The sequence below is a fragment of the Pseudomonas sp. 13159349 genome (genome assembly GCF_013305685.1).
GTDB classification, from domain to species: domain Bacteria; phylum Pseudomonadota; class Gammaproteobacteria; order Pseudomonadales; family Pseudomonadaceae; genus Aquipseudomonas; species Aquipseudomonas asiatica.
The window spans coordinates 355,582-378,286 of the sequence record NZ_CP045553.1 but is presented as its reverse complement, the minus strand read 5'-3'; the positions used below and the strand labels follow the sequence as shown (position 1 = coordinate 378,286).

Sequence of the window (22,705 nt, the reverse complement as noted above, 5' to 3'; positions counted from 1 at the left end):
CTGGCGCTTGAATTTCAAAAACGGACTACAAGGACTCGCCCATGAAAGCGTTCGGCAAAATCCTGGGACTTGGGCTTCTCGGGTTGCTGCTGATCATCGTGGCGCTGGGCTTCGCCCTGACCCACCTCTTCGATCCCAACGACTACAAAGACGAGATTCGCCAGCTGGCACGTGACAAGGCTCACGTCGAGCTGACCCTCAACGGTGACATTGGCTGGAGTCTGTTCCCGTGGCTGGGCCTGGAGTTGCACGACGCGAGCATCGCCACCTTGAACAAACCCAAGGAGCCGTTCGCCGACCTGCAGATGCTCGGGCTTTCTGTACGTGTACTGCCACTGCTGCGCCGCGAAGTGCAGATGAGCGACGTGCGCGTCGAGGGCCTGAACCTGACCCTGGCCCGTGACGAACAGGGCCATGGCAACTGGGAAGACATCGGCAAGCCGCTGCCCACGCAGAACGGCGCCAGTGCCGATGGGCAGGCCAGTGCTCCAGCCCAGGCACCGGCCGAACAGGCGTCGGCACCAGTCGCCAGCAATGAACGCGCCGTCAAGCTGGACATCGACAGCCTGACCGTGAACAACGCCCGCGTGCAATACACCGATGCCAAGACCGGCCAGAGCTACAGCGCCGAAAGCATCCAGCTGAGCACCGGCCCGGTCCACGAAGGGGCGAACATTCCACTCAAGGCCAGCGCCTTCCTCAGCGCCAGCCAGCCGAACATCAAGGCCCGCACCGAACTGGCCGGCGAGCTGCGCTTCGACCGCAAGCTCAAGCGCTACAACTTCGAAGACATGCGCCTGTCGGGCGAAACCTCGGGTGAGCCCACCGGCGGCAAGACCGTGACCTTCGCCGCCCAAGGCCAATTGCTGGTCGACCTGGCCGCCAATGTCGCCTCGTGGAACGGCCTGAAAGTCTCGGCCAACCAGCTGCGCGCCCTGGGCGAGCTGAACCTGCGAGACCTGGACAAGGCACCGCAGCTGAGCGGCGGCCTGTCCATCGCCCAGTTCGACCTGCGCACCTTCCTCGACAGCATCGGCCGCCCGCTGCCGGCCACCAACGACCCGGCGGCCTTCGCCAAGCTGGAACTGGTCACCCGCCTGCAGGGCACGCCGAACAGCCTGGCCCTGGAAGACCTGGCGGTGAAGCTGGACGACAGCACCTTCACTGGCCGCGTGGCCGTCGAAGACTTCGCCAAACAGGCCCTGCGCCTGCAGCTCAAGGGTGACACCTTCAACGCCGACCGCTACCTGCCGGCCAAGAGTGAAGAGGCCAAGGGCGCCACCGCCGCGCGTCAGGCCGAGGTCAAGCAACAGGAAGCCACCGCGGTCGCCGGCCCTGGCACCACGCCACTCCCCAACGCCCCGACCCAGGTCGCCTGGAGCGACGACAAGCTGCTGCCGGTCGACCGCCTGCGCGCCCTCGACCTGCAAGCCGACCTGGCCTTCGGCTCGCTGACCCTGGACAAACTGCCGATCGAAGACGCCCAGCTCAAGGCGATCGGCCAGGGCGGCCTGCTGACCCTGCAAACCCTGCGCGGTGAACTGTACAACGGCACCTTCGAGGCCAAGGGCACGGTCGATGTGCGCCCTGCCGTGCCGCAACTGGGCGTCAACACCAGCATCCAACGGGTGCCGGTGGAACACTTCATCAAGACCGAGGGCAAAGAGCAGACGCCACCGGTCAAAGGCCTGCTGACCCTGACCAGCGACCTGACCGCCACCGGCAACAGCCAGAAGGCCCTGGTCGACACCCTCAACGGCAACGCCAACTTTGTCATCAATGATGGCGTGCTGGTCAATGCCAACCTGGAACAGCAACTGTGCAAGGCCATCGCCACGCTGAACCGCAAGTCGCTCAGCGGCGAGCCACGTGGCAAGGACACCCCGTTCCAGGAACTGCGTGGCAGCCTGGTAGTACGCAATGGCGTTGCCAACAACCCGGACCTCAAGGCGCGCATTCCGGGCCTTACCGTTAATGGCCATGGTGACCTCGACCTGCGCGTACTGGGCATGGACTACAACGTTGGCGTGGTCGTCGAAGGCGACCAGCGCGCCATGCCGGACCCGGCCTGCCAGGTCAACGAACGCTATGTGGGTGTCGAAATACCGCTGCGCTGCCGCGGCCCGCTGGAGCTGGGCGCCAAAGCCTGCCGTCTGGACCAGGACGGCCTGGGCAAGGTTGCCGCCAAGGTGGCCGGCAACCGTCTGCAAGACAAGATCGATGAAAAACTCGGAGACAAAGTGAGCCCGGAATTGAAAGACGCGCTCAAGGGGCTGTTCAAGCGATGAGCCCCGAGCAGTTCTCCAGCGCAGTGCTGGATTGGTATGACGAACACGGCCGGCACGACCTGCCCTGGCAACAGGGCATCAACCCGTACCGGGTATGGGTGTCGGAAATCATGTTGCAGCAGACCCAGGTCAGCACCGTGCTCAACTACTTCGACCGCTTCATGCAGGCCCTACCGACCGTGCAGGCCCTGGCCGAGGCGCCGGAGGACGAGGTACTGCACCTGTGGACGGGCCTGGGCTACTACACCCGGGCACGCAACCTGCAAAAGGCCGCCAAGATCGTGGTCGCACAGCATGGCGGCGAATTCCCGCGCAGTGTCGAGCAGCTCACCGAGCTGCCCGGCATCGGCCGCTCCACCGCCGGCGCCATCGCCAGTATCAGCATGGGCATCCGCGCACCGATCCTCGACGGCAACGTCAAGCGCGTGCTCGCCCGCTACACCGCCCAGGCCGGCTACCCCGGCGAGCCCAAGGTGGCCAACCAGCTGTGGGCCACGGCCGAACGCTTTACCCCACAGCAGCGCGCCAACCACTACACCCAGGCGATGATGGACATGGGTGCCACGCTGTGCACCCGCAGCAAGCCCAGCTGCCTGATCTGCCCGCTGCAGCGCGGCTGCGAAGCGCACCTGCACGGTGAAGAAACCCGCTACCCCGAGCCCAAGCCGCGCAAGGCACTGCCGCAACGCCGCACGCTGATGCCGCTGCTGGCCAACAACGAAGGCGCCATCCTGCTTTACCGTCGCCCGTCCAGCGGCCTGTGGGGTGGTTTGTGGAGCCTGCCGGAACTGGACGACATTGCCCAGCTCGACGACCTGGCCTACCAGCACGGCCTGCGCCTGGCTGACAGCCGCGCCATGGACGGCCTGACCCATACCTTCAGCCACTTCCAGCTGGCGATCGAACCCTGGCTGGTGCGCGTCGACCCGGTCGGCCAGCACGTGGCCGAGGCCGACTGGCTCTGGTATAACCTCGCCACCCCGCCGCGCCTGGGCCTCGCCGCCCCGGTGAAAAAGCTGCTCAAACGCGCGGCCGACGAACTGATTGCAGGAGATGCCCGATGACCCGCACCGTGATGTGCCGCAAGTACAAAGAAGAACTGCCAGGCCTGGAGCGCCCGCCCTACCCCGGCGCCAAGGGCCAGGACATCTTCGAACACATCTCGCAGAAAGCCTGGGCCGACTGGCAGAAGCACCAGACCATGCTGATCAACGAAAAGCGCCTGAACATGATGAACGCCGAGGACCGCAAATTCCTCCAGGGCGAGATGGACAAGTTTTTCGCCGGCGAAGAATACGCCCAGGCGGAAGGCTACGTTCCACCCTCGGAATGACCCCACGGAACGTAAGCGACGGAATTAATTTAAAATTTTTTCAAAAAGTCGTTGACGAGCGGTCTGAAAGTCTATTTAATTCACCTCGTCGCCCAGATAGCTCAGTCGGTAGAGCAGAGGATTGAAAATCCTCGTGTCGGCGGTTCGACTCCGTCTCTGGGCACCACCTTCAAGCTTCTGGTGGTTGCAAAGTTACCCGAAGCGACAACAAGAAACCCGCCTAGTGCGGGTTTTTTGTTGTCTGTCATTTTTGCTGGAGGCTTGGCAGTTACCTGCCGTTACTGCCCTTCCCGATCGCTAAACCTTACCCCGCCGCGCGCGGCAGCACCTCGGCATGAAGCCTGACCCCGAGGGCCGCCATCACCTTCATGATGGTCGCCAAACTCGGGTTACCCTCCGCAGACAACGCCTTATACAGCCCTTCTCGTGTCAGGCCGGTATCACGCGCCAACTGAGCCATACCCCGGGCACGAGCGATATCACCAAGGGCAGCAGCAAGCAGTGCTGGATAGTTTTCTTCAAGACAGGCCTCAAGGTAGAGGGCCATGTCTTCCTCTGTCTTCAAATGGTCTACAGCGTCCCATTTGGTCAGCTTGATATTTGTCATGGCGGCCTCCTAAAGGTCGCGTGCCAGCTTGAGGGCAGATTTGATATCGCTGGCCTGGCGGGTTTTATCGCCACCCGCCAGGAGGGTGTGCACATAAAAAAATGTGAACCACAGTTCACACTACATTCAATTTTTCGCTGTTTCGAACTGTTTGTGGAAGCGCCGTTGACCGATATCAAAGTGCCGCCAATCGCTCGACTTAAAATGCCAGATGGACATCCGACCCGACCCGCAAGGACCTCCATGAGCGAAGAATCCCCCCTCCTACTCCCCGCCCCCAGCGAGCCCGCCATCACCCCAGCCCGCACGCGCCGCCCACGCCAGCGCAAGCCGGAGCCGACGATCACCAGCATCAGCCAGCAACCTGCTGCACTGGAAGTCGCCACCGCCCCCAAGGGCAGCAACGAAGACAGCACCTCGGCCCGCTTGCCCACCAGCTACCCGTACCGCACCCGCATGCGTCGCCAGGACTACGAGAAGGCCAAGCATGCGCTGCAGATTGAGCTGCTCAAGGTACAGAGCTGGGTGAAGGAAACCGGCCAACGCGTGGTGATCCTGTTCGAAGGGCGCGATGCCGCAGGCAAGGGCGGCACCATCAAGCGGTTCATGGAGCACCTCAACCCACGCGGCGCGCGCATCGTGGCCCTGGAGAAGCCTTCCGAGCAGGAAAAAGGACAGTGGTACTTCCAGCGCTACATCCAACATCTGCCCACGGCAGGTGAAATGGTGTTCTTCGACCGCTCCTGGTACAACCGCGCCGGTGTCGAGAAGGTGATGGATTTCTGCTCGCCACTGCAGTACCTGGAGTTCATGCGCCAGGCGCCGGAGTTGGAGCGCATGCTGTGCAACAGCGGCATCCTGTTGTTCAAGTACTGGTTCTCGGTGAACCGAGAAGAGCAGCTGCGCCGCTTCATCTCGCGCCGGGACGACCCGCTCAAACACTGGAAGCTGTCCCCCATCGACATCAAGTCGCTGGACAAGTGGGAGGACTACACCGCAGCCAAGGAGGCGATGTTCTTCCATACCGACACGGCCGATGCACCTTGGACGGTGATCAAGTCCGATGACAAGAAGCGTGCGCGGATCAATTGCATCCGGCACTTCCTGCATTCGCTGGACTACCCGGGCAAGGACCGCAGCGTGGCGCATGCGCCGGATGCGCTACTGGTCGGGCGAGCGTCCCACGGCTTCGAGGAAGATGAGGCAGAGCCGCAGGCCAGTTGAATCGGCGTGCCTGCTGCGCTTCAATACGCGCAATTTCCGCCCCACCAAGGATTCACCATGGCCACCCCAACCAAGCAACAGAAACGCGCCAAGCGCGCCGCCAGCAAGGCCAAGCAGAACCGCATGGTACGCAGCGGCCAGGCGGTCAAGGCCAGTGCCGGTGACAGCGCCAGCATCGAGCAGGTGTACAACAAGGCCATGGAGTCGGGCAGCTACGACCCGCTGTTCAAGAAGATGAAGGAAGCCCAGGAAGGCGGCCTGGTACCGATGATTTCGGTGTTCCTGGTAGACCCTCTGCTGGCCCTGGTGCTCAAGGGGCACAAGGAAGAGCACGCCACCGATTACATCGTGCTGGTGTTCAATGCCTACCGCAAATGGCTGGATGGGGCCGACGAAGAAGCCACCATGGCCTGGCTGGAGAGCGATGAGTTCCAGGCCGCCTACGTGGCGGCTTCGGAGCTGGTTGCCAAGCAGCAACAGCAGCAGAAGCAATTTGGCTGACAGGGCTGTGTAGCCTGCCCGGGCCCTATCGCCGGCAAGCCGGCTCCCACAGGTACACCCCAGGCTTAAAGGCAATGCCGTCCCTGTGGGAGCGGGCAAGCCCGCGAAAGAGCCGGAACAGGCAACAAAAAAGGCCGCGCCCTTCACAGGACGCGGCCTTTTCATTTCAGCCAGCGCGGATCAGTTATCCAGCGCCACCCGCCCGGCAGCTTCACGCTTGCGGTGCACCAGCAAGCCAGCCGCCACCACACCAATGCTCAGCAGCGCGGTCGCGATGATTTCGGCGCGGTGGTCCTCACGCAGCGCCATTACCACCAGAATGGCAATGATGAAGGCAATGGTCGCCCAGGTAAGGCCCGGGAACAGCCACATCTTGAAGGTGATCTTCTCGCCGCGAGCCTCACGCTGGGCGCGCATGCGCAGCTGCGATACGGCAATCACCAGGTACACCAGCAGCGCAATGGCACCAGAGCTGGCCAGCAGGAACTCGAACACCTGGGCCGGGGCCACGAAGTTGGCGAACACACAAAGGAACGCCGCTGCGGTAGACAGCAGAACCGCCACATGCGGGGTAGCCGACTTGGTGGTGCGCTGGGCAATGGCCGGGGCGTCACCACGCTTGCTCAGCGAGAACAGCATGCGCGACGAGGTGTACAGCGCCGAGTTCAGGCAGCTGGTCACGGCGATCAGCACGACGATGTCGACAATCAGCTTGGCATTCGGTACGCCGATGCGGCTCAGCACGGTCTGGTAGGAACCGGTCTCGGCCAGGGCCGGGTCGTTCCACGGTACCAGGGCCACGACCAGGAAGATCGACACCAGGTAGAACAGGCAGATACGCCAGATCACCGAGTTGGTGGCGCGGCTGATCTGCTTGCCCGGGTCCTTCGACTCGGCGGCGGCGATGGTAACGATTTCGGTACCCATGAACGAGAACATGGTGGTCAGCATGGCTGCCAGCACCGCGCCCAGGCCGTTAGGCATGAAGCCCTGGGTGTCGAACAGGTGGCTGGCACCGCTTACCTGGCTGCTCGGCACAAAGCCGAACAAGGCAGCACAACCCACAGCGATGAAGCCGATGATCGCCAGAACCTTGAGCAGAGCGAACCAGAACTCGAACTCGCCGTAGTTCTTCACGCTGCACAGGTTGGTCAGGGTCAGCGCCAAGGTGATGACCAGGGAGAACGCCCACAGGTCGACCGCAGGGAACCAGGCATGCAGGATGGCCGCGGCGGCGTTGGCCTCCAGCGGAATCACCAGTACCCAGAACCACCAGTACAGCCAGCCAATGGTGAAACCGGCCCAGCGCCCGATGGCGCGGTCGGCATAGGTAGAGAACGAACCGGTGTCAGGCGAGGCGACCGCCATTTCACCCAACATGCGCATGACCAGCACGACCAGCGTACCGGCGGCAGCGTAAGCCAGCAGCACGGCTGGGCCGGCAGCAGCGATGGCGTGGCCGGAGCCAACGAAAAGGCCGGCACCGATGACGCCAGCGATGGACAGCATGGTCACATGCCGTTGTTTGAGCCCCTGAGCGAGGTCATTGGAATTGTTACCGCTCATTGAAACTACCTTTGTAAGGAGTGGACCACTCCGACTGCGGTTACGGAGCGCGCCCGGGGTTGACCCGGGCGTCGCTGCAATCGGCGGTTTCCTGCTGGCAATAAGCGCGCCATGTGCAGAATACATTCGTCAGAAATGCCGACAGGCCTTTTACCGCGCGGTTTGGAGGGCTTTCGGCCAATGGCTGACCGAAAGACCACCAAATCATCGGATTACTGAAATACCCACTTACAAACGCACCAAAGGTGCTCCCCGGTAACACCTGTGCACCGCTGCAATGCAAAAAAGTGCAACCTAGAGGTACAACCTAAAGACCTGGCCGCCCCCGTTCGCGGGCATGCCCGCTCCCACAAGTCAGGTGCAACCATTTGAGCCTTTTAAAGAACCTGTGGGAGCGGGCGTGCCCGCGAAAGGTCTAAAACCGCTTCCATGAGCGGGCCAAAGCTGGCACCATCGCGCCTTTTTTCATCAAGGCTCTGGTGCTGGGCGACACCTTCGCGGACATCCGCGCGACGTTGCGCTGCAACGATGCGACAAACTGCCCCACCAGCGCCCCGAGTCCCCAGCGACCCTGTTGGCCGTGATAATGCCGCTATGCTAGCGTGGCGCACGCCAGGAAGGCCGCCAACAGCTGGGAACGCACCCGTACACATGAGGACCGCACATGGCTCAGGCCACGCCCGCGCTGGAAATCCGCAATCTGCACAAACGCTACGGCGAGCAGGAAATTCTCAAGGGCATTTCGCTGACCGCACGCGACGGTGACGTGATCTCCATCCTGGGGTCGTCCGGCTCCGGCAAATCCACCCTGCTGCGCTGCATCAACCTGCTCGAAAACCCGCACCAGGGCGAAATCCTGGTTGCCGGTGAAGCCCTCAAGCTCAAGGCCGCCAAGAACGGCGACCTGGTCGCCGCCGACAACCGCCAGATCAACCGCCTGCGCAGCGAGATCGGTTTCGTCTTCCAGAACTTCAACCTGTGGCCGCACATGTCGATCCTCGACAACATCATCGAGGCGCCACGCCGCGTGCTCGGCCAGAGCAAGGCCGAGGCCATCGAAGCCGCCGAAGCCCTGCTGAACAAGGTCGGCATCTACGACAAGCGCCACAGCTACCCCGCCCAGCTTTCCGGTGGCCAGCAACAGCGCGCCGCCATTGCCCGTACCCTGGCCATGAAGCCCAAGGTCATCCTGTTCGACGAGCCAACTTCGGCGCTCGATCCGGAAATGGTCCAGGAAGTGCTAAACGTTATCCGCGCATTGGCCGAAGAAGGCCGTACCATGCTGCTGGTGACGCACGAGATGAGCTTTGCCCGCCATGTGTCCAGTGAAGTCGTCTTCCTGCACCAGGGCCTGGTCGAAGAGCAGGGATCGCCGCAGCAGGTCTTCGAGAACCCGACCTCGGCGCGTTGCAAGCAATTCATGTCCAGCCACCGCTAACGGAGCAATACATGCACACTTACAAGAAGTTCCTCCTGGCAGCTGCTGCCACGCTGGTAATGTCGGCCAACGCCCTGGCCGCAGAAAAACTGCGCATGGGTATCGAAGCCGCCTACCCACCGTTCAACAACAAGGATGCCAGCGGTAACGTGGTCGGCTTCGACAAAGACATCGGCGACGCCCTGTGCGCCAAGATGAAAGTCGAGTGCTCGGTCGTCACCTCCGACTGGGACGGCATCATCCCGGCCCTGAACGCCAAGAAGTTCGACTTCCTGGTGTCGTCGCTGTCGATCACCGACGAGCGCAAACAGGCCGTGGACTTCACCGAGCCGTACTACTCCAACAAGCTGCAGTTCATCGCGCCGAAAAACGTCGACTTCAAGACTGACAAGGCCTCGCTCAAGGGCAAGGTGATCGGTACCCAGCGCGCCACCCTGGCTGGCACCTGGCTGGAAGACAACTACGGTAACGACGTAGAGATCAAACTGTACGACACCCAGGAAAACGCCTACCTCGACCTGGTTTCCGGCCGCATCGACGGCATCCTGGCCGACAAGTACGTGCAGTACGAGTGGCTGAAGAGCAAAGACGGCTCGAACTTCGAGTTCAAGGGCGAGCCAGTGATGGACAGCGACAAGATCGGCATTGCCGTGCGCAAGGGTGACACCAAGCTGCGCGACGACCTGAACAAGGCCCTGGCAGAAATCAAGGCCGACGGCACGTACAAGAAGATCAACGACAAGTACTTCCCGTTCAGCATCGAATGATCCGCCCCGACCGGCGCGCCCTTGCGGCGCGCCAGTCCCTAGAATGACCTGCCCATGAATATCGACCTGCACGGATTCGGTCCGGCCATGATGGCCGGCACCCTGATGACCGTAAAACTGGCGCTTTGCGCCTTGCTGCTGGGCCTGGTCCTGGGCCTGCTCGGCGCCCTGGCCAAGACTTCCGCGATCAAGCCGCTGCAATGGCTTGGTGGCTTCTATTCGACCCTGGTTCGCGGCGTGCCCGAACTGCTGTGGGTACTGCTTATCTATTTCGGCACCGTCGGCTTGATGAACGCCCTCGGTGAAGCCCTGAACATGCCGGGCCTGGAGCTCAGCGCGTTCGCTGCGGGCGTGATCGCCCTGGGCCTGTGCTTCGGCGCCTATGCCACCGAAGTGTTCCGTGGCGCCATCCTGGCGATCCCCAAGGGCCACCGTGAAGCCGGCCTGGCGCTTGGCCTGTCCAAGGGCCGCATCCTGTCGCGGATCATCCTGCCGCAGATGTGGCGCATCGCCCTGCCCGGCCTTGGCAACCTGTTCATGATCCTGATGAAGGACACCGCCCTGGTGTCGGTAATCGGCCTGGAAGAAATCATGCGCCACGCACAAATCGGCGTGACCGTGACCAAAGAGCCGTTCACCTTCTACATGGTCGCGGCCTGCATCTACCTGAGCCTGACCATCATTGCCATGACCGGCATGCACTTCATGGAAAAACGCGCCGCTCGCGGCTTTGCGAGGGCCGAATAATGAATTGGGAAGTCATCATCAAATGGCTGCCACGCCTGGCCCAGGGTGCGACCCTGACCCTGGAGCTGGTAGCCATCGCGGTGGTTGCCGGGTTGATCCTGGCCATCCCGCTGGGCATCGCCCGCTCCTCGCGCCATTGGTATGTGCGCGCGGTGCCGTTCAGCTACATCTTCTTCTTCCGTGGCACGCCGCTGCTGGTGCAGCTGTTCCTGGTCTACTACGGCCTGGCGCAGTTCGACGCGGTGCGTTCGAGTTCGCTGTGGCCGTACCTGCGCGACCCGTTCTGGTGCACCGTGCTGACCATGACCCTGCACACTGCTGCCTACATCGCCGAGATCCTGCGCGGAGCGCTGCAGTCGATCCCCAAGGGTGAGATCGAGGCGGCGCGGGCGCTGGGCATGTCGCGGGGCAAGACGCTGTTCTACATCATGCTGCCACGCGCCGCGCGCATCGGCCTGCCGGCGTACAGCAACGAAGTGATCCTGATGCTCAAGGCCAGCGCCCTGGCCAGTACCGTGACCCTGCTGGAACTGACCGGCATGGCCCGTACCATCATCGCCCGCACCTACTTGCCGGTAGAGATCTTCTTTGCCGCCGGGGTGTTCTACCTGGTGATCTCGTTCGTGCTGGTGCAGGGCTTCAAGCTGCTGGAGCGCTGGTTGCGCGTGGATGCGTGCCAGGGCCGCTGAGACCTCACTGACTGCTTCGCGGGCACGCCCGCTCCCACAGGTGTAGCGCCTACCTTGAATGTGGCGCTATACCTGTGGGAGCGGGCGTGCCCGCGAAGAGGCCCTCAAAACCACCACACATCCTTGCCATGCCCAACCACCTCCACAGCCCCCACCTAAGCACCCGCTTCCAGGCCCTCGACCAGTTCCTGATCGAGCACCAGCAGCTGTGGAAACCCCGCCCCTTCACCAGCCTGAAGCTGGCTTGGGAAACCGCCCACCCCGAGCTTGCCGCCCACCTGCGCCAATGCTCCCTAGCAGACGCCGAAACCGACACCACCGCTGCCCCGTTGCCCGCCCCATTCCCGCAACTGGCCCAGCAAGCCCGACAGCTTTCGGCACTCGGCAACCTCCCGGAAACCGACCTGCCCCCCGCCGCGCACCGCCTCGACGTAGCCGTCCCCGGCCGCAAATGGCAGCAGATCGAAGCGTTCGCCAGCCACCTGGCCTTCCGCGAACAGCCCCGTCACTGGCTGGACTGGTGCTCCGGCAAAGGCCACCTGGGCCGCCGCCTGCTGCAACCCGGCCAACAACTGACCTGCCTGGAATACGACGCCGAACTGGTCGCCGCCGGCCAGGCCCTGAGCGCGCACCACCACTTGCCGGCGCAGCATGTGCACCAGGATGTGATGGCCAACGACAGCGCCCGCCACCTGGCTGGCGACAAAAGCGTGGTTGCCCTGCACGCCTGTGGCGACCTGCATGTGCGCCTGATGCAACTGGCCAGCCAGCAAGGTTGCCGACAACTGGCCGTGGCGCCCTGCTGCTACAACCGCATCGCGGCGCAGCAATACCAGGCGTTATCCACAGCCGCCCAAGCCTCCGGCCTGCGGCTGTCACTGGACGACCTGGGCCTGCCCCTGAGCGAAACCGTTACCGCCGGCGCCCGTGTGCGGCGCCAGCGCGACACCTCGATGGCCCGGCGCCTGGGCTTCGACCTGCTGCAACGCCAGCAGCGCCAGACCGACGAGTACCTGCCGACACCGTCGCTACCCGTGGCCTGGCTGGAGAAGCCCTTCGAGCAGTACTGCCGCGACCTGGCCGAACTCAAGCAATTGCAGCTGACTGGCAACCCGGACTGGGCTGCCCTGGAAGCCGCCGGCTGGCAACGCCTGGCCGAGGTCCGCAACCTGGAGCGCGTGCGCAACCTGTTCCGCCGGCCGCTGGAGCTGTGGCTGGTACTCGATCGGGCCCTGTTCCTCGAAGAACAAGGCTACAACGTGCGCCTTGGCTTGTTCTGCGACTACCCACTCACCCCGCGCAACCTGCTAATCCTTGCCGAACGCGACCGTTAGCCGCAGCACAACCTGTGGATAACTCTGTGAACAAGCTTGTGATTACCTGTTGGATCCAAGCGCTATTTCAAGCGTTTGGCTTATTCCGGCTTGCGCGTCAAGGCCAGTAAAAACAGGCGTTTGCGCAAAGACCGGCGGTGTATCGATCCGGCATGCCTTTCGCGCAAGTCGCCGATGCCACTTGTGCATAAACATTTCTTGTGGTTGGCGCAAGCATTGTTTGCACGGCCTTTGTGGGTTCTTTTTCTTGCTCAGAAATCTGCAGGTTTACGCGATTCCTGTGGGAGCGGGCGTGCCCGCGAACACGGGCGAAGCCCGTGCCATGCGATGCGGTACCCGCTCCTACGACTTTCAATGCACCTTGTTCTTGGCAATCTCGATATCGTTCATCAGCGCCTTGGCCATGTCGCACAGATAATCGGCGGCGCCCAGGAATTTATGGTCATCCTCCATATCCCCCTCGCGCACCAGATGCTTGATGTAGCCCATCAGGATCGAGACATGCTCATAGGCAGCATCGACGGGGACGCCAGGCTCGACGCGTAGCAGATTGAGGGATGGGTTGCCGGCTGCGAGGAAGGTTTCCACGCCTGCGGTGGTGATGGGTTCGATGATGGTTTTCTTCATGGCATAAATCCTTACTCGGGGAGGGGACTGCCAGAAATCTTTCTCACGGATTTGGGTGGCAGCCGTACGCGGGGTGAGAAACCGGTCGAATAAGGAAGCCCGGCCAGACCGAAGTCTGCCCGCGTACGGCCACCATAAATGGGTAGCGCTTATTCGATCAGGGTTCTCACACCCGGTCGCCAGAGCGACCCGAAAACGGTATCCGTGAGCCATTTCCCCGACAACAGCGATACTTCGGCGGCGCGCGTAGGATAGTTCCGAAGCCACCAACCCCTGAAGCTGTTAGCCCTAAAGTTCAGAATCTTCGTACAGCTGATGGCCTATTCGCGGGCGCGCCCGTTCCCACAAGTACTACACAGTTTCAAGGCTTGTGGAGATCCTGTGGGAGCGGGCAAGCCCGCGAATAGGCCATCACAAGCAACACAAAGCTAATGCCCGACCGCCGCAACGGTGTATCATCCGCCCCCAAATGATTAAAAAGTGACGTCGCGCGCTACCCGCCAGCCCCGCGACCTTCTGGTGTTGCGCCAGAACCGACAATGGACTAACGGACCCGACCATCGTGACCCAAGCCAAGCCCCTCGCCCTGCTGACCCTCGCCCTGGCCCTGACCGGCTGCGCCAGCGGCACCGCTCCCCACCCCACCAGCAGCCTGGGCTGGAACCACCCCGGCATGCAGCTGGGCGGCGACAACGGCCTGCCCCTGCGCACCGAAAGCCCCTGCCGCAAGCGCGGCTGCGACAATGACAAGCTGTTCTTCAACCCGGGCAAAACCGAGCCGAGCGTCACCACCATCCATCGCGGCTGGTAGGAAAATTCTTCTTTCAGGTCGGTGACTTAGGTCATTTGCGAACATTCGCAACGAAGTGGTTTACAGGCGCCAACCGATCGTTATAATGACGCCCCATTGCCGGTATAGCTCAGATGGTAGAGCAACTGACTTGTAATCAGTAGGTCCCGGGTTCGATTCCTGGTGCCGGCACCATACGCAGTATCAAAAAAGGCTCACCGAAAGGTGGGCCTTTTTTGTTTCCAGCACGCTCTGCATGATCCCTTCCTCCAAGATTGATCTCAATCAAGCCTGACGCCGGCACGCAGCTTAGCCTGAGATCAGTCAGCCCTTGAGGGAAGGAAACCATGGCCAAGAAATTCCCCAAAACCCCCAGCCACCCGGAGCGCATCTGCTGGGGCTGCGACCTGTACTGCCCGGCCAAGTCATTGGCCTGTGGCAATGGGGCGAGTCGGACCATGCACCCAGCGGAACTGTTTGGCGAGGACTGGGACAGTTTCGAGGACCGGCTGGAGAAGCCGGTTGATCGCCAGCAAGAGACTGGCCCTAGGTGAAACAGGGCAGCTTTGCGGCCCATAGCCGGCAAGCCGGGCTCCTACAGGTACAGCGCATGCCTTGAGGCCGATGCGGCCCAGCGAATGAGGTGCTGCGGTGGATGGCACGGGCTTCGCCCGTGTTCGCGGGCGCGCCCGCTCCCACAGGGATCGCGCCACCTGTTAGAAATTGAGCACGGCAGTTGCTACCAACGGGGCGCGCCGGATTCAAGATATGCGCTGTATATGTGGGAGCCCGGCTTGCCGGCGATGGGCTGCGCAGCAGCCCCAGGTGCGGTTGATCAGAACGCTGTGCTGACCGTCAGCGACAGGTTGCGTGGGTCACCATAAATTGCCCCGGCATAGAACCCGTAGCGGGTGTAGTAGTGCTTGTCGAACAGGTTGTTGGCGTTAAGGCTGACGCTGGTGTCGTCGGTCAGCTGGTACTTGGCCATGGCATTCCAGATGGCATAACCGGACCAATTCACGTCAGTGGCACCGGTGCTCACACCATTGCTCGGCTGGCCTGCCGGGCTGGAGATTGCGCGGATGTTGCTCTGCGCAGTAACCCCGGCGCCCAGGGTCAGGCGGTCGAGAGGGCCGGAAAGGCGGTAGGTGGTCGAGGCCTTGAACAGGTGCGATGGGTCGCTGCGGCCGTCGCTGTCGACGCGGCGGAAGTGCAGGTAGGTGTAGCCGGCGTACACGTTCCAGCTGGGGGTCAGGGCGCCGGCGATTTCCAGGTCGATACCGTCGGTTTCCTGGCCGGAGCCGGCTTTGTAGGCGTCGCCACCGGTGGGCGTGGTCAGGTCGCCGTCGAGCACTGCCTTGTTTTCCTGCTTGGTGCGGAAGTACGCCGCCGAGGCGTTCAGGCGGCCATCGAACCACTCTCCCTTGATACCCGTCTCGTAGCTTTGCCCGCGAATCGGCTCGACCTTGCTGCCGCTGCTGGTTTCAGCGGTTTGCGGGGTGAAGATGTCGGTGTAGCTGGCATACAGCGAGTAGTTGTCGTTGAGGTCGTACACGGCGCCCAGGTACGGGGTGACGATGCCGTTCTCTTCCTGGCTGGTACGTGCGCCAGCCACGCTGCGGGTGGTGGCCGAGTAGTTGCTGGTGCGCACGCCGAGGATGACCGACAGTGGGTCGGTGATGCTCAGGCGGGTTGCCGCGTACATGCCCTGCAGGCGGGTGGTGGTCTTGCTGTGGCGGCCGGTGCGCGAGGCGATGATGTTGTAGTCGTCATCCACGCCATTGCGCCAGTCGGTCAGCGGGAAGCCGTTGTTGGCGCGGAACTGGCAACCCAGCGCAGGCGCACTGGCCATGCCGTCGCCAACCATGGTGCAGGTGTATTCCGGCGACCAGGCCACGGTGCGGCTGTCGTTGTAGCCAACCATCGCCTGGTGGGTACGGCCGAACAGCTGGAACGGGCCGGACAGGTCGATCTGCGCCGACTGCTGGGTGGTGTCGGTGGAGCTGTGCAGGCCGTTGAGCACGGCGCCGCTGCCATCCTGGTCCCAGTAGCCGCCGTAGCTGCCACGGCCCGCCGAGTTGACCTTGGCCAGGCCGCGGTGGTTGAGGGTTTCGGCGGTGCTCTGGGCGGCTTTCAGGTCCAGCGTCCAGTCGTTGTCGAAGCGGTGCTCCAGCGAGCCGAACGCGGTGCGGGTGGTGTACTCGCCAAAGCTCCAGCTGGGTACCACGTTGGTGCTGCGCGGCAGGTCGGTCTTGCTGCCATCGCTGTACCAGATCGGGATGTTCGCACCCCAGCCACCGCCAACAATCTTGTTGTACTCGTACTGGTAGCCGGCACCAAGGGTGGTGGCGTCGTCCAGGTCGAACTCGAAGTTGGCCAGCGCGGCGCGGGAGCGCTCGGACTGGTTGTCGCGGAATGAGTTGGCGTCCTGCTGGGTCATCACGAAGCGCGAACGCAGGCGGCCGTCTTCGGACAGCGGCAGGTTGAGGTCGGCGCCCAGGCGGCGCTTGTCCCAGCTGCCGTAGGTGGCATAGGCACTACCGCCGAACGTCCTGGTCGGTGCCTTGCGGATCAGGTTGACGGTGGCCGACGGGTCGCCGGTACCGCCCAGCAGGCCGTTGGCGCCGCGCACGATGTCGATGCGCTCGTACAGGTCCATGTTCAGTGCGTTGCCGCCGCCACTGAAATCGGACCCGCCCTGGAACTGCAGGCCATCGACCTTCCAGTTGCTGATCGAGTAACCACGGGCACGGTAGTCGGTACGCCCGCCCACTTCGGACTTGCTCGCGGTCACGCCTGGGGTGGTTTCCAGCGCTTCCTCGATGGTGTGGATGTCGCGGTCATCCATTTGCTGGCGGGTAATGGTGGTGACCGACTGCGGCGTCTGGCGCGGCGTCAGGGCCAGGCCGGTGGAGCTGCGGGTGCTTTCGACGGTGTAACCCAGCTGACCAGCTTCGTCGGCAGGCAGCAGGGCGCTGTCTTCGATCTGCGTGGCCTCCAGTTCCAGGGGCTTGCTGTCGGCAGCCATCGCGCCACCGCTGACGGCCACGGCAATGAACAGGGCCAGCGGTTTAAGGCGTGTGCCGCCTCGGCTGATGGAGGGGAAGGTGTTCGAGGTGCTCTCGGAGTTCATTTGGGAAGGCTTCGTATTTGCAGATGATTTTTTGTTAGGATTCTAGGGATCGGCCCCCCGGGCTCCAGACCCGGCTTGTACGGGGATGTAATCGAACGTAACGAGCGCCACCGGCCCTCACCGAACAGGTGTTTTTCTGCATGAGCACAACTTTGCTTGTTGTCGACGATGACGACGAGATCCGCGAACTTCTTTGTGATTACCTGACAGATGCCGGCTATAACGTTCTGGCAGCGGCTGACGGCGAGCAGATGCGCGAGCAACTGGCCCGGCACAAGGTTGAGCTGGTGGTGCTGGACCTGATGCTGCCGGGCGAAGACGGCCTGAGCCTGTGCCGCCAGCTGCAAGCCACGCCGGGGCTGGCGGTGATCATGCTGTCGGCCAAGGGCAGCACGCTGGACCGCATCATCGGTCTGGAGGTGGGTGCCGATGACTACCTGGCCAAGCCCTTCGAGCCACGCGAGCTGATCGCCCGGATCAAGGCCGTGCTGCGTCGTCCGCAACGCCTGGATGCGCCCGCCGAAGAGCCGGTAGAAGATGCCCAGCTGTTCGCCGGCTTCCGCCTGGAACACGTGAAACGCCTGCTCACCCGCCCCGATGGCGAGACCCTGACCCTGCCCCGCTCCGACTACCGCGTACTGCGCGAGCTGCTGGAAGCCAACAACCGCGTGGTGTCCCGCGACCAGCTGACGCGCAGTGCGTTCGGCCGCGACCACCTGCCCGACGACCGTTCGGTGGACATGTGCGTCAGCCGCCTGCGCCAGCACCTGCGCCACGCGCCGGCGGGTGCCGCGCAAATTCTCACCATCCGCAACGAAGGCTATTTGCTGAGCATCGCCGCCAACGGGGCCGATGCCTGACATGCGCTGGCTGCGCCGGCTGTGGCCACGCACGTTGTTCGGCCAGTTGCTGCTGATAATGGTCAGCGGCACCGTGCTGATCCAGTTGATGTCCAGCAGCATCTGGTTCGATGTGCGTTTTGCCCAGGTTCTCGAGGCCCCTGTCCGGCTGATTGCCGCACGCAGCGCTCCGTTGATCGCCCAGGCCGACTGCCGTGCCGGTGCACTGCAGGCGCCAGCGCATTACCAACTGCGGTGCAGCGAAGCCCTGCCCACGCCGGTGCAGGACGAGCGCCGCGGGCGCAGGCGTGTCGAGCTGTTGCTGCACCAGGCCCTCGAGTACGAGTTGGGGCATGCCCAGGACGTGCGCCTGATGAAGGTGCAGTTGACCGACGAACAGGGCCAGCCGATCGTCTGGCGCAGCCTGTTCGGCCTGCGCACGGCCCAGGCGCATCTGCAGTTTGCGGTGCCGTTGGCCGATGGGCACTGGCTGACCATCGAGGGCCAGGAACTGCAAGGCTGGAGCGGCGAGTCGGCCTGGGTGCTGATCAGCGATTACCTGTTGCGGGTGTACGCGCTGCGCATCGTCGCGGTATTGCTGGTGTGCCTGATAGCCGTGCGCCTGTGCCTGCGCCCGCTTCGGCGCCTGGCCGATGCCGCGCGCGGCCTGGGTAGCAACCTCGAGCAGCCGCCCTTGGCGCTGGATGGCCCGGAGGAAGTGCGCCAGGCGGCCCAAGCCTTCAACGCCATGCAGCAGCGGCTGATCGCGATGGTCAACGACAAGGCCTACTTTCTGGCCGCCGTGTCCCACGACCTGCGCACCCCGCTGACGCGCATGCGCCTGCGCCTGGAGCGCTTGCCGGACGACGAAAACCGGCAACGCCTGCGGCAGAACATCGCGCAGATGGACAACATGATCGGCCAGGTGCTCGATTACCTGCGCGCGGGGGAGCAGCAGAACTTGCAACAGGTAGACCTGGACCGGCTGGTGGTGCGCCAGTGCGCGGAGCTGGCCACTGCCGAAGAGCCACTGCCGGTGCATGGCCAGGCGGGCAGCCTGCAGGCCGATGCCCTGCTGCTGCAGCGCTGCCTGCAGAACCTGCTGGTCAATGCGTTGCGTTATGCCAAGGAGGTTTCGGTCACGCTGGAGCAGGCGACCACGGGGGTGTTCATCCATATCGATGACCGCGGCCCGGGGATTGCGCCGGGCCTGCTGGCGACCATCATCGACCCGTTCGTGCGCGGTGACGGGTCGCGCAATCAGGCGTCCGGGGGGTATGGGCTGGGGTTGAGCATCGCCCAGCGGATTGCTGCCAGCCATGGGGGCGAGTTGCTGCTGGCGAACCGCGAGGGGGGTGGGTTGCGGGTTAGCGTGTTGCTGCCTCGCTAACACTTTTGTGGAGGAGGAACTGTGCCGCCTGTGCTGGCCTCATCGCCGGCAAGCCAGCTCCCACCGGAACTGCGCATGGCTTGAAATCGGTGCGGTCGAGGTGGGAGCAGGCTTGCCGGCGATGAGGCCAGCACAGGCAACACAACCACAATCAGGTAACAGTCTTTTACCGATTACCCAGGTTTTCCCCTCCCCGCCTTTGCCTATCCTATGCCCGGTCATCCTGCCTGCGATGGACCCATGAAACACTCTCTACCCAGCCGCTACGCCTGCCTCGCCCTCTGCCTGCTGTTCACCTTCGCCAGCCTGCCGCTGCTACCCCAGCATGCCTGGCTGTGGCCGTTGACACTGATCACCGCGCTGCTCAGCCTGGTCGGCCTAAACGACCTGCGGCAAAGCCACCACGCCGTGCGCCGCAACTACCCGATCCTGGGCAACATCCGCTACCTGATCGAAACCATCCGCCCGGAAATCCGCCAGTACCTGATCGAGGGCGACGACGACAAGCTGCCGTTCTCCCGCTCGCAGCGTTCGCTGGTCTACGCCCGGGCCAAGAACGAAAGCGCCGAGAAGGCCTTCGGCACCCTCAACGATGCCTACAAGCCCGGCTTCGAGTTCATCAGCCATTCCATGCTGCCAGTGGCCACGCCAGACCCGGCATCGTTCCGCATCGCCATTGGCGGGCCGCAATGCCGCCTGCCCTATTCGGCATCTATCTTCAACATCTCGGCCATGAGCTTCGGCGCCCTCAGCGCCAACGCCATCGCTGCCCTGAACCGCGGTGCACGCATGGGCCGTTTTGCCCATGACACCGGCGAAGGCAGCATCAGCCCATATCACCGCGAACATGGCGGTGACCTGATCTGGGAAATCGGCAGTGGCTACTTCGGCTGCCGCACCGAGGACGGCCGCTTCGACCCGCAGCGATTCGCCGAGCAGGCGCGCTCGCCACAGGTGAAGATGATCGAGATCAAGCTCAGCCAGGGCGCCAAGCCGGGCCACGGCGGCATCCTGCCGGGGCACAAGGTCAGCCCCGAAATTGCCGCAACCCGTGGCGTGCGCGTGGGCGAAGATTGCATCTCGCCAGCGGCGCACAGTGCCTTCCGCACGCCAGTCGAGTTGCTGCAGTTCGTGGCCAGCCTGCGCGAGCTGTCGGGCGGCAAGCCGGTGGGGTTCAAATTCTGCCTGGGCCACCCTTGGGAGTTCATGGGCATTGCCAAGGCCATGCTGGCCACTGGCATCACTCCAGACTTCATCGTCGTCGATGGCAAGGAGGGCGGCACCGGTGCGGCGCCGCGCGAGTTCAGCGACAACATGGGCGTGCCGATGCGCGAGGGCCTGATGTTCGTGCACAACACCCTGGTCGGCCTGAACCTGCGCGCCGGCATCCGCATTGGCGCGGCGGGCAAGATCGTCAGCGCCTTCGACATCGCCAGCGTGCTGGCCATCGGGGCGGACTGGGTCAACTCCGCGCGCGGCTTCATGTTCGCCATTGGCTGCATCCAGTCGCAGAGCTGCCATACCAACAAATGCCCGACCGGCGTGGCCACGCAAGACCCGCTGCGCCAGCGCGCCCTGGTGGTGCCGGACAAGGCCGAGCGGGTGGCCAGCTTCCACCGCAACACGCTGCATACGTTGGCCGAAATGTTGGCTGCCGCGGGCCTGGAGCACCCTTCGGAACTCAAGCCCAAGCACCTGGCGCGGCGTATCAGCCCTAGCGAAATCGGGCTGTTCTCGGACCTGCACACGTTCCTCAAGCCGGGCGAATTGCTCAGTGGCTCGATTGAAAGCGAGTTTTATGCGCGGATGTGGCGGATGGCGCGTAGTGACAGCTTTGCGCCGGAGACTGGGGAGGGAGAGGTGAAGGTTGTTGGTGTGCGGCGCAGGGAAGTGGTGGAGACGGCTTGAAAGCCGGGGGCCGCTTTGCGGCCCTTTCGCGACACAAGGCCGCTCCTACAGAATCGTGTGGGAGCGGCCTTGTGTCGCGATGGGCTGCAAAGCAGCCCCTAGGCCATCAGATCAGGATCAGAAGATGCTGATCGGGTACTCGACGAATACGCGGACTTCGTTGCCGTCGTCGTTGTAACCGTTCTGCTGCACGGCGTTGTTGGTCCGCACGAACGAGCTACGCAGCTTGATCGACAGGTCCTTGGCCGGGCCATCCTGCACCACGTAACGGATCTGGTTGAAGATCTCGCGCTCTTTACCTTCACCGAAGCCCTGCGGGTTGTCGACGTTGCGGGTGTTGATGTTGTCACCCACCACGTAGGCCAGCTTGTAGGTCAGGCCCGGAATGCCGTAGGCACCGAAGTCCAGGCCGTAGCCCAGCTGCCAGGAGCGCTCGTCTTCGGCGTTGAAGTCGGACCAGTACGAGTTGGCCAGGTAGATGGTCGAACCACCGTCACCCACGCCACCCTCGTTCTGGTACCAGCCGTAGTTGTAGCCGGTGCTGCCGGTGCTGCGCTGGTGGGCGATGGTGAACGAGTGCGCACCGAACGCGTAGGTCGCTGCCAGGCTCCAGATGGTGTTGGAGTCGCCGTTGAGTTTGGCGCTCTTGACGAACTTGTTGTCGATGTCCGACTTGTAGCCGTTGAAGTCCAGGGTCAGGGACTGGTCGTTGGCAATCGGGAAGACGTAGTTCAGGCCCAGGTAGTGCTTCTTCATCACGTCTTCGTTGTCGGCGGTGTACAGCGAAGCGGTGAAGTTGTCGGTGAACTTGTAGCTACCACCGAGGACGTTGATCGACTTCAGGCCACCACCGTCACGGCGCTCGGCGCTCTTGCGCGCTTCCTGGGTGAAGCGGCCGGCGTTCAGTTCCAGGCCCTGGATCTCTTTGGAGGTGATCAGGGTACCGGTGAAGCTTTCTGGCAGCAGACGGGCGTCGTCGTACTGCAGCACTGGCAGTGCCGGCATCTGGTCACCGTACTTGAGCACGGTATTGGAGATGCGGAACTTCACTGCAGCGCCACCACGGGCCAGGTTGTGCGGCGAGTTGGCGTTGCCGTTCTCGTCCTTGAAGTCCGAAGGCTTGAAGAAGTCGACACCGGCGCCACCGTTGTGGCCCTTGCCGCCATCCAGACGCACGGCGTACAGGCCGAATGCATCGACGCCGACACCGACGGTGCCCTGGGTGAAGCCGGAGGAGAAGTTGGCGATGACGCCCTGGCCCCATTCGATCTGGTCGTCGGTGCCGTGCTTCTTGTCACGATTGATGTAGGCGTTACGCAGCAGGACGTTGGCGTGGCTGTCCTCGATGAAGCCTTTGCTGTCGGCCTGATCATTGGCCTGTGCCTGGGTCGCGGCGATCATCGCCAGGGCGACCAGGCTGATCCTGGTTTTCAACATGTTGTTTTCCTTATTTCTTAATCAAAAACGCTCTGCAATATGACGCCAGGAACCAACGCCCCTTCGTAGGTTCGACGCTATGCGGAT

General features: G+C 63.1%; 20 protein-coding genes and 2 tRNA genes. 17 read left to right on the top strand and 5 right to left on the bottom strand.

Features of this window, described 5'->3' with window-relative positions; genetic code table 11:
* The first annotated feature begins 41 nt into the window (after positions 1 to 41).
* The 4 genes from GEV38_RS01705 to GEV38_RS01690 all read left to right on the top strand — a co-directional run bounded on the left by GEV38_RS01705 (position 42) and on the right by GEV38_RS01690 (position 3,787).
* The gene (locus GEV38_RS01705) at positions 42 to 2,288 is read left to right on the top strand and encodes an AsmA family protein (protein ID WP_054573668.1); all 2,247 of its coding nucleotides are present in this window, start codon (positions 42 to 44) and stop codon (positions 2,286 to 2,288) included.
* Positions 2,285 to 3,352: an A/G-specific adenine glycosylase gene (gene mutY, locus GEV38_RS01700; protein ID WP_015268633.1), complete on the top strand. Its 1,068-nt coding sequence runs from the start codon at positions 2,285 to 2,287 to the stop codon at positions 3,350 to 3,352. Before GEV38_RS01705 ends, mutY begins: the two co-directional genes overlap by 4 nt.
* A complete protein-coding gene (locus GEV38_RS01695) occupies positions 3,349 to 3,621 on the top strand; it encodes an oxidative damage protection protein (protein WP_003257478.1) in 273 nt (90 codons plus the stop codon). The genes mutY and GEV38_RS01695 overlap by 4 nt, the downstream gene beginning before the upstream one ends.
* 90 nt (positions 3,622 to 3,711) lie before the next feature.
* Positions 3,712 to 3,787: transfer RNA gene (locus GEV38_RS01690), tRNA-Phe, on the top strand.
* A gap of 138 nt (positions 3,788 to 3,925) precedes the next feature.
* Here the strand turns inward: GEV38_RS01690 and GEV38_RS01685 are convergent.
* Positions 3,926 to 4,228, bottom strand: coding sequence for an addiction module antidote protein (locus GEV38_RS01685; RefSeq protein ID WP_054573667.1), 303 nt, complete (start codon positions 4,226 to 4,228; stop codon positions 3,926 to 3,928).
* Between the two features lie 243 nt (positions 4,229 to 4,471).
* Between GEV38_RS01685 and ppk2 the strand changes: the two genes are divergently transcribed.
* Together ppk2 and GEV38_RS01675 are read left to right on the top strand one after the other, a co-directional pair.
* Positions 4,472 to 5,452 carry a polyphosphate kinase 2 gene (gene ppk2, locus GEV38_RS01680; protein WP_015268631.1) on the top strand — a complete coding sequence of 327 codons (981 nt, stop codon included), beginning with the start codon at positions 4,472 to 4,474 and terminating at the stop codon, positions 5,450 to 5,452.
* Positions 5,453 to 5,509: 57 nt separating this feature from the next.
* The gene (locus GEV38_RS01675; RefSeq protein ID WP_013970488.1) at positions 5,510 to 5,953 is read left to right on the top strand and encodes a hypothetical protein; all 444 of its coding nucleotides are present in this window, start codon (positions 5,510 to 5,512) and stop codon (positions 5,951 to 5,953) included.
* A gap of 180 nt (positions 5,954 to 6,133) precedes the next feature.
* On the opposite strand, the gene gabP is transcribed toward GEV38_RS01675, so the two are convergent.
* Positions 6,134 to 7,519, bottom strand: coding sequence for a GABA permease (gene gabP / locus GEV38_RS01670; RefSeq protein WP_013970487.1), 1,386 nt, complete (start codon positions 7,517 to 7,519; stop codon positions 6,134 to 6,136).
* Between the two features lie 664 nt (positions 7,520 to 8,183).
* Here gabP and GEV38_RS01665 point away from each other — a divergent pair.
* The 5 genes from GEV38_RS01665 (at position 8,184) to GEV38_RS01645 (ending at position 12,494) form a co-directional block, all read left to right on the top strand.
* Complete coding sequence (locus tag GEV38_RS01665) at positions 8,184 to 8,957, top strand: ABC transporter ATP-binding protein (RefSeq protein ID WP_003257472.1); 774 nt, start codon at positions 8,184 to 8,186, stop codon at positions 8,955 to 8,957.
* Between the two features lie 11 nt (positions 8,958 to 8,968).
* On the top strand, positions 8,969 to 9,724 hold the full coding sequence (locus GEV38_RS01660) for an ABC transporter substrate-binding protein (RefSeq protein WP_015268630.1): 756 nt from the start codon (positions 8,969 to 8,971) through the stop codon (positions 9,722 to 9,724).
* Positions 9,725 to 9,778: 54 nt separating this feature from the next.
* Positions 9,779 to 10,471: an ABC transporter permease gene (locus tag GEV38_RS01655; RefSeq protein ID WP_013970485.1), complete on the top strand. Its 693-nt coding sequence runs from the start codon at positions 9,779 to 9,781 to the stop codon at positions 10,469 to 10,471.
* Positions 10,471 to 11,160 (top strand): ABC transporter permease, encoded by a 690-nt coding sequence (locus GEV38_RS01650; protein WP_015268628.1) that lies wholly within the window; start codon positions 10,471 to 10,473, stop codon positions 11,158 to 11,160. The genes GEV38_RS01655 and GEV38_RS01650 overlap by 1 nt, the downstream gene beginning before the upstream one ends.
* Before the next feature lie 128 nt (positions 11,161 to 11,288).
* The gene (locus GEV38_RS01645; protein WP_054573666.1) at positions 11,289 to 12,494 is read left to right on the top strand and encodes a methyltransferase; all 1,206 of its coding nucleotides are present in this window, start codon (positions 11,289 to 11,291) and stop codon (positions 12,492 to 12,494) included.
* Between the two features lie 351 nt (positions 12,495 to 12,845).
* Here the strand turns inward: GEV38_RS01645 and GEV38_RS01640 are convergent, their stop codons facing one another.
* The gene (locus GEV38_RS01640) at positions 12,846 to 13,121 is read right to left on the bottom strand and encodes a DUF3077 domain-containing protein (protein WP_015268626.1); all 276 of its coding nucleotides are present in this window, start codon (positions 13,119 to 13,121) and stop codon (positions 12,846 to 12,848) included.
* Between the two features lie 562 nt (positions 13,122 to 13,683).
* Between GEV38_RS01640 and GEV38_RS01635 the strand changes: the two genes are divergently transcribed.
* The 3 genes from GEV38_RS01635 to GEV38_RS01625 all read left to right on the top strand — a co-directional run bounded on the left by GEV38_RS01635 (position 13,684) and on the right by GEV38_RS01625 (position 14,465).
* Complete coding sequence (locus tag GEV38_RS01635) at positions 13,684 to 13,932, top strand: hypothetical protein (RefSeq protein ID WP_015268625.1); 249 nt, start codon at positions 13,684 to 13,686, stop codon at positions 13,930 to 13,932.
* Between the two features lie 98 nt (positions 13,933 to 14,030).
* Positions 14,031 to 14,106: transfer RNA gene (locus GEV38_RS01630), tRNA-Thr, on the top strand.
* Between the two features lie 152 nt (positions 14,107 to 14,258).
* Entirely contained in the window at positions 14,259 to 14,465 is a 207-nt protein-coding gene (locus GEV38_RS01625; protein ID WP_015268624.1) for a DUF3079 domain-containing protein, read from the top strand.
* Between the two features lie 281 nt (positions 14,466 to 14,746).
* Here GEV38_RS01625 and GEV38_RS01620 read toward each other — a convergent pair whose 3' ends face one another.
* Positions 14,747 to 17,044 (bottom strand): TonB-dependent siderophore receptor, encoded by a 2,298-nt coding sequence (locus GEV38_RS01620; protein ID WP_054573665.1) that lies wholly within the window; start codon positions 17,042 to 17,044, stop codon positions 14,747 to 14,749.
* A gap of 140 nt (positions 17,045 to 17,184) precedes the next feature.
* On the opposite strand from GEV38_RS01620, the gene GEV38_RS01615 reads away from it, so the two are divergent.
* From GEV38_RS01615 to GEV38_RS01605, 3 genes are all read left to right on the top strand, one after another.
* On the top strand, positions 17,185 to 17,904 hold the full coding sequence (locus GEV38_RS01615; RefSeq protein WP_054573664.1) for a response regulator: 720 nt from the start codon (positions 17,185 to 17,187) through the stop codon (positions 17,902 to 17,904).
* A gap of 1 nt (position 17,905) precedes the next feature.
* Positions 17,906 to 19,273 carry an ATP-binding protein gene (locus GEV38_RS01610; protein ID WP_054573712.1) on the top strand — a complete coding sequence of 456 codons (1,368 nt, stop codon included), beginning with the start codon at positions 17,906 to 17,908 and terminating at the stop codon, positions 19,271 to 19,273.
* Positions 19,274 to 19,513: 240 nt separating this feature from the next.
* On the top strand, positions 19,514 to 21,181 hold the full coding sequence (locus GEV38_RS01605; protein WP_054573663.1) for an FMN-binding glutamate synthase family protein: 1,668 nt from the start codon (positions 19,514 to 19,516) through the stop codon (positions 21,179 to 21,181).
* A 117-nt stretch (positions 21,182 to 21,298) separates the two neighbouring features.
* On the opposite strand, the gene GEV38_RS01600 is transcribed toward GEV38_RS01605, so the two are convergent.
* A complete protein-coding gene (locus GEV38_RS01600) occupies positions 21,299 to 22,618 on the bottom strand; it encodes an OprD family porin (protein WP_015268619.1) in 1,320 nt (439 codons plus the stop codon).
* Positions 22,619 to 22,705: the final 87 nt, after the last annotated feature.

What these genes read in the sequence shown, in the direction of transcription:
- GEV38_RS01640 (WP_015268626.1), bottom strand. Translation starts at nt 13,121, where the DNA reads ATGAAGAAAACCATCATCGAACCCATCACCACCGCAGGCGTGGAAACC.
- GEV38_RS01660 (WP_015268630.1), top strand. Translation starts at nt 8,969, where the DNA reads ATGCACACTTACAAGAAGTTCCTCCTGGCAGCTGCTGCCACGCTGGTA.
- GEV38_RS01655 (WP_013970485.1), top strand. Translation starts at nt 9,779, where the DNA reads ATGAATATCGACCTGCACGGATTCGGTCCGGCCATGATGGCCGGCACC.
- GEV38_RS01620 (WP_054573665.1), bottom strand. Translation starts at nt 17,044, where the DNA reads ATGAACTCCGAGAGCACCTCGAACACCTTCCCCTCCATCAGCCGAGGC.
- GEV38_RS01695 (WP_003257478.1), top strand. Translation starts at nt 3,349, where the DNA reads ATGACCCGCACCGTGATGTGCCGCAAGTACAAAGAAGAACTGCCAGGC.
- GEV38_RS01675 (WP_013970488.1), top strand. Translation starts at nt 5,510, where the DNA reads ATGGCCACCCCAACCAAGCAACAGAAACGCGCCAAGCGCGCCGCCAGC.
- GEV38_RS01685 (WP_054573667.1), bottom strand. Translation starts at nt 4,228, where the DNA reads ATGACAAATATCAAGCTGACCAAATGGGACGCTGTAGACCATTTGAAG.
- GEV38_RS01600 (WP_015268619.1), bottom strand. Translation starts at nt 22,618, where the DNA reads ATGTTGAAAACCAGGATCAGCCTGGTCGCCCTGGCGATGATCGCCGCG.
- GEV38_RS01605 (WP_054573663.1), top strand. Translation starts at nt 19,514, where the DNA reads ATGAAACACTCTCTACCCAGCCGCTACGCCTGCCTCGCCCTCTGCCTG.
- mutY (WP_015268633.1), top strand. Translation starts at nt 2,285, where the DNA reads ATGAGCCCCGAGCAGTTCTCCAGCGCAGTGCTGGATTGGTATGACGAA.
- GEV38_RS01665 (WP_003257472.1), top strand. Translation starts at nt 8,184, where the DNA reads ATGGCTCAGGCCACGCCCGCGCTGGAAATCCGCAATCTGCACAAACGC.
- GEV38_RS01615 (WP_054573664.1), top strand. Translation starts at nt 17,185, where the DNA reads ATGAGCACAACTTTGCTTGTTGTCGACGATGACGACGAGATCCGCGAA.
- GEV38_RS01705 (WP_054573668.1), top strand. Translation starts at nt 42, where the DNA reads ATGAAAGCGTTCGGCAAAATCCTGGGACTTGGGCTTCTCGGGTTGCTG.
- GEV38_RS01645 (WP_054573666.1), top strand. Translation starts at nt 11,289, where the DNA reads ATGCCCAACCACCTCCACAGCCCCCACCTAAGCACCCGCTTCCAGGCC.
- GEV38_RS01625 (WP_015268624.1), top strand. Translation starts at nt 14,259, where the DNA reads ATGGCCAAGAAATTCCCCAAAACCCCCAGCCACCCGGAGCGCATCTGC.
- gabP (WP_013970487.1), bottom strand. Translation starts at nt 7,519, where the DNA reads ATGAGCGGTAACAATTCCAATGACCTCGCTCAGGGGCTCAAACAACGG.
- ppk2 (WP_015268631.1), top strand. Translation starts at nt 4,472, where the DNA reads ATGAGCGAAGAATCCCCCCTCCTACTCCCCGCCCCCAGCGAGCCCGCC.
- GEV38_RS01610 (WP_054573712.1), top strand. Translation starts at nt 17,906, where the DNA reads ATGCGCTGGCTGCGCCGGCTGTGGCCACGCACGTTGTTCGGCCAGTTG.
- GEV38_RS01650 (WP_015268628.1), top strand. Translation starts at nt 10,471, where the DNA reads ATGAATTGGGAAGTCATCATCAAATGGCTGCCACGCCTGGCCCAGGGT.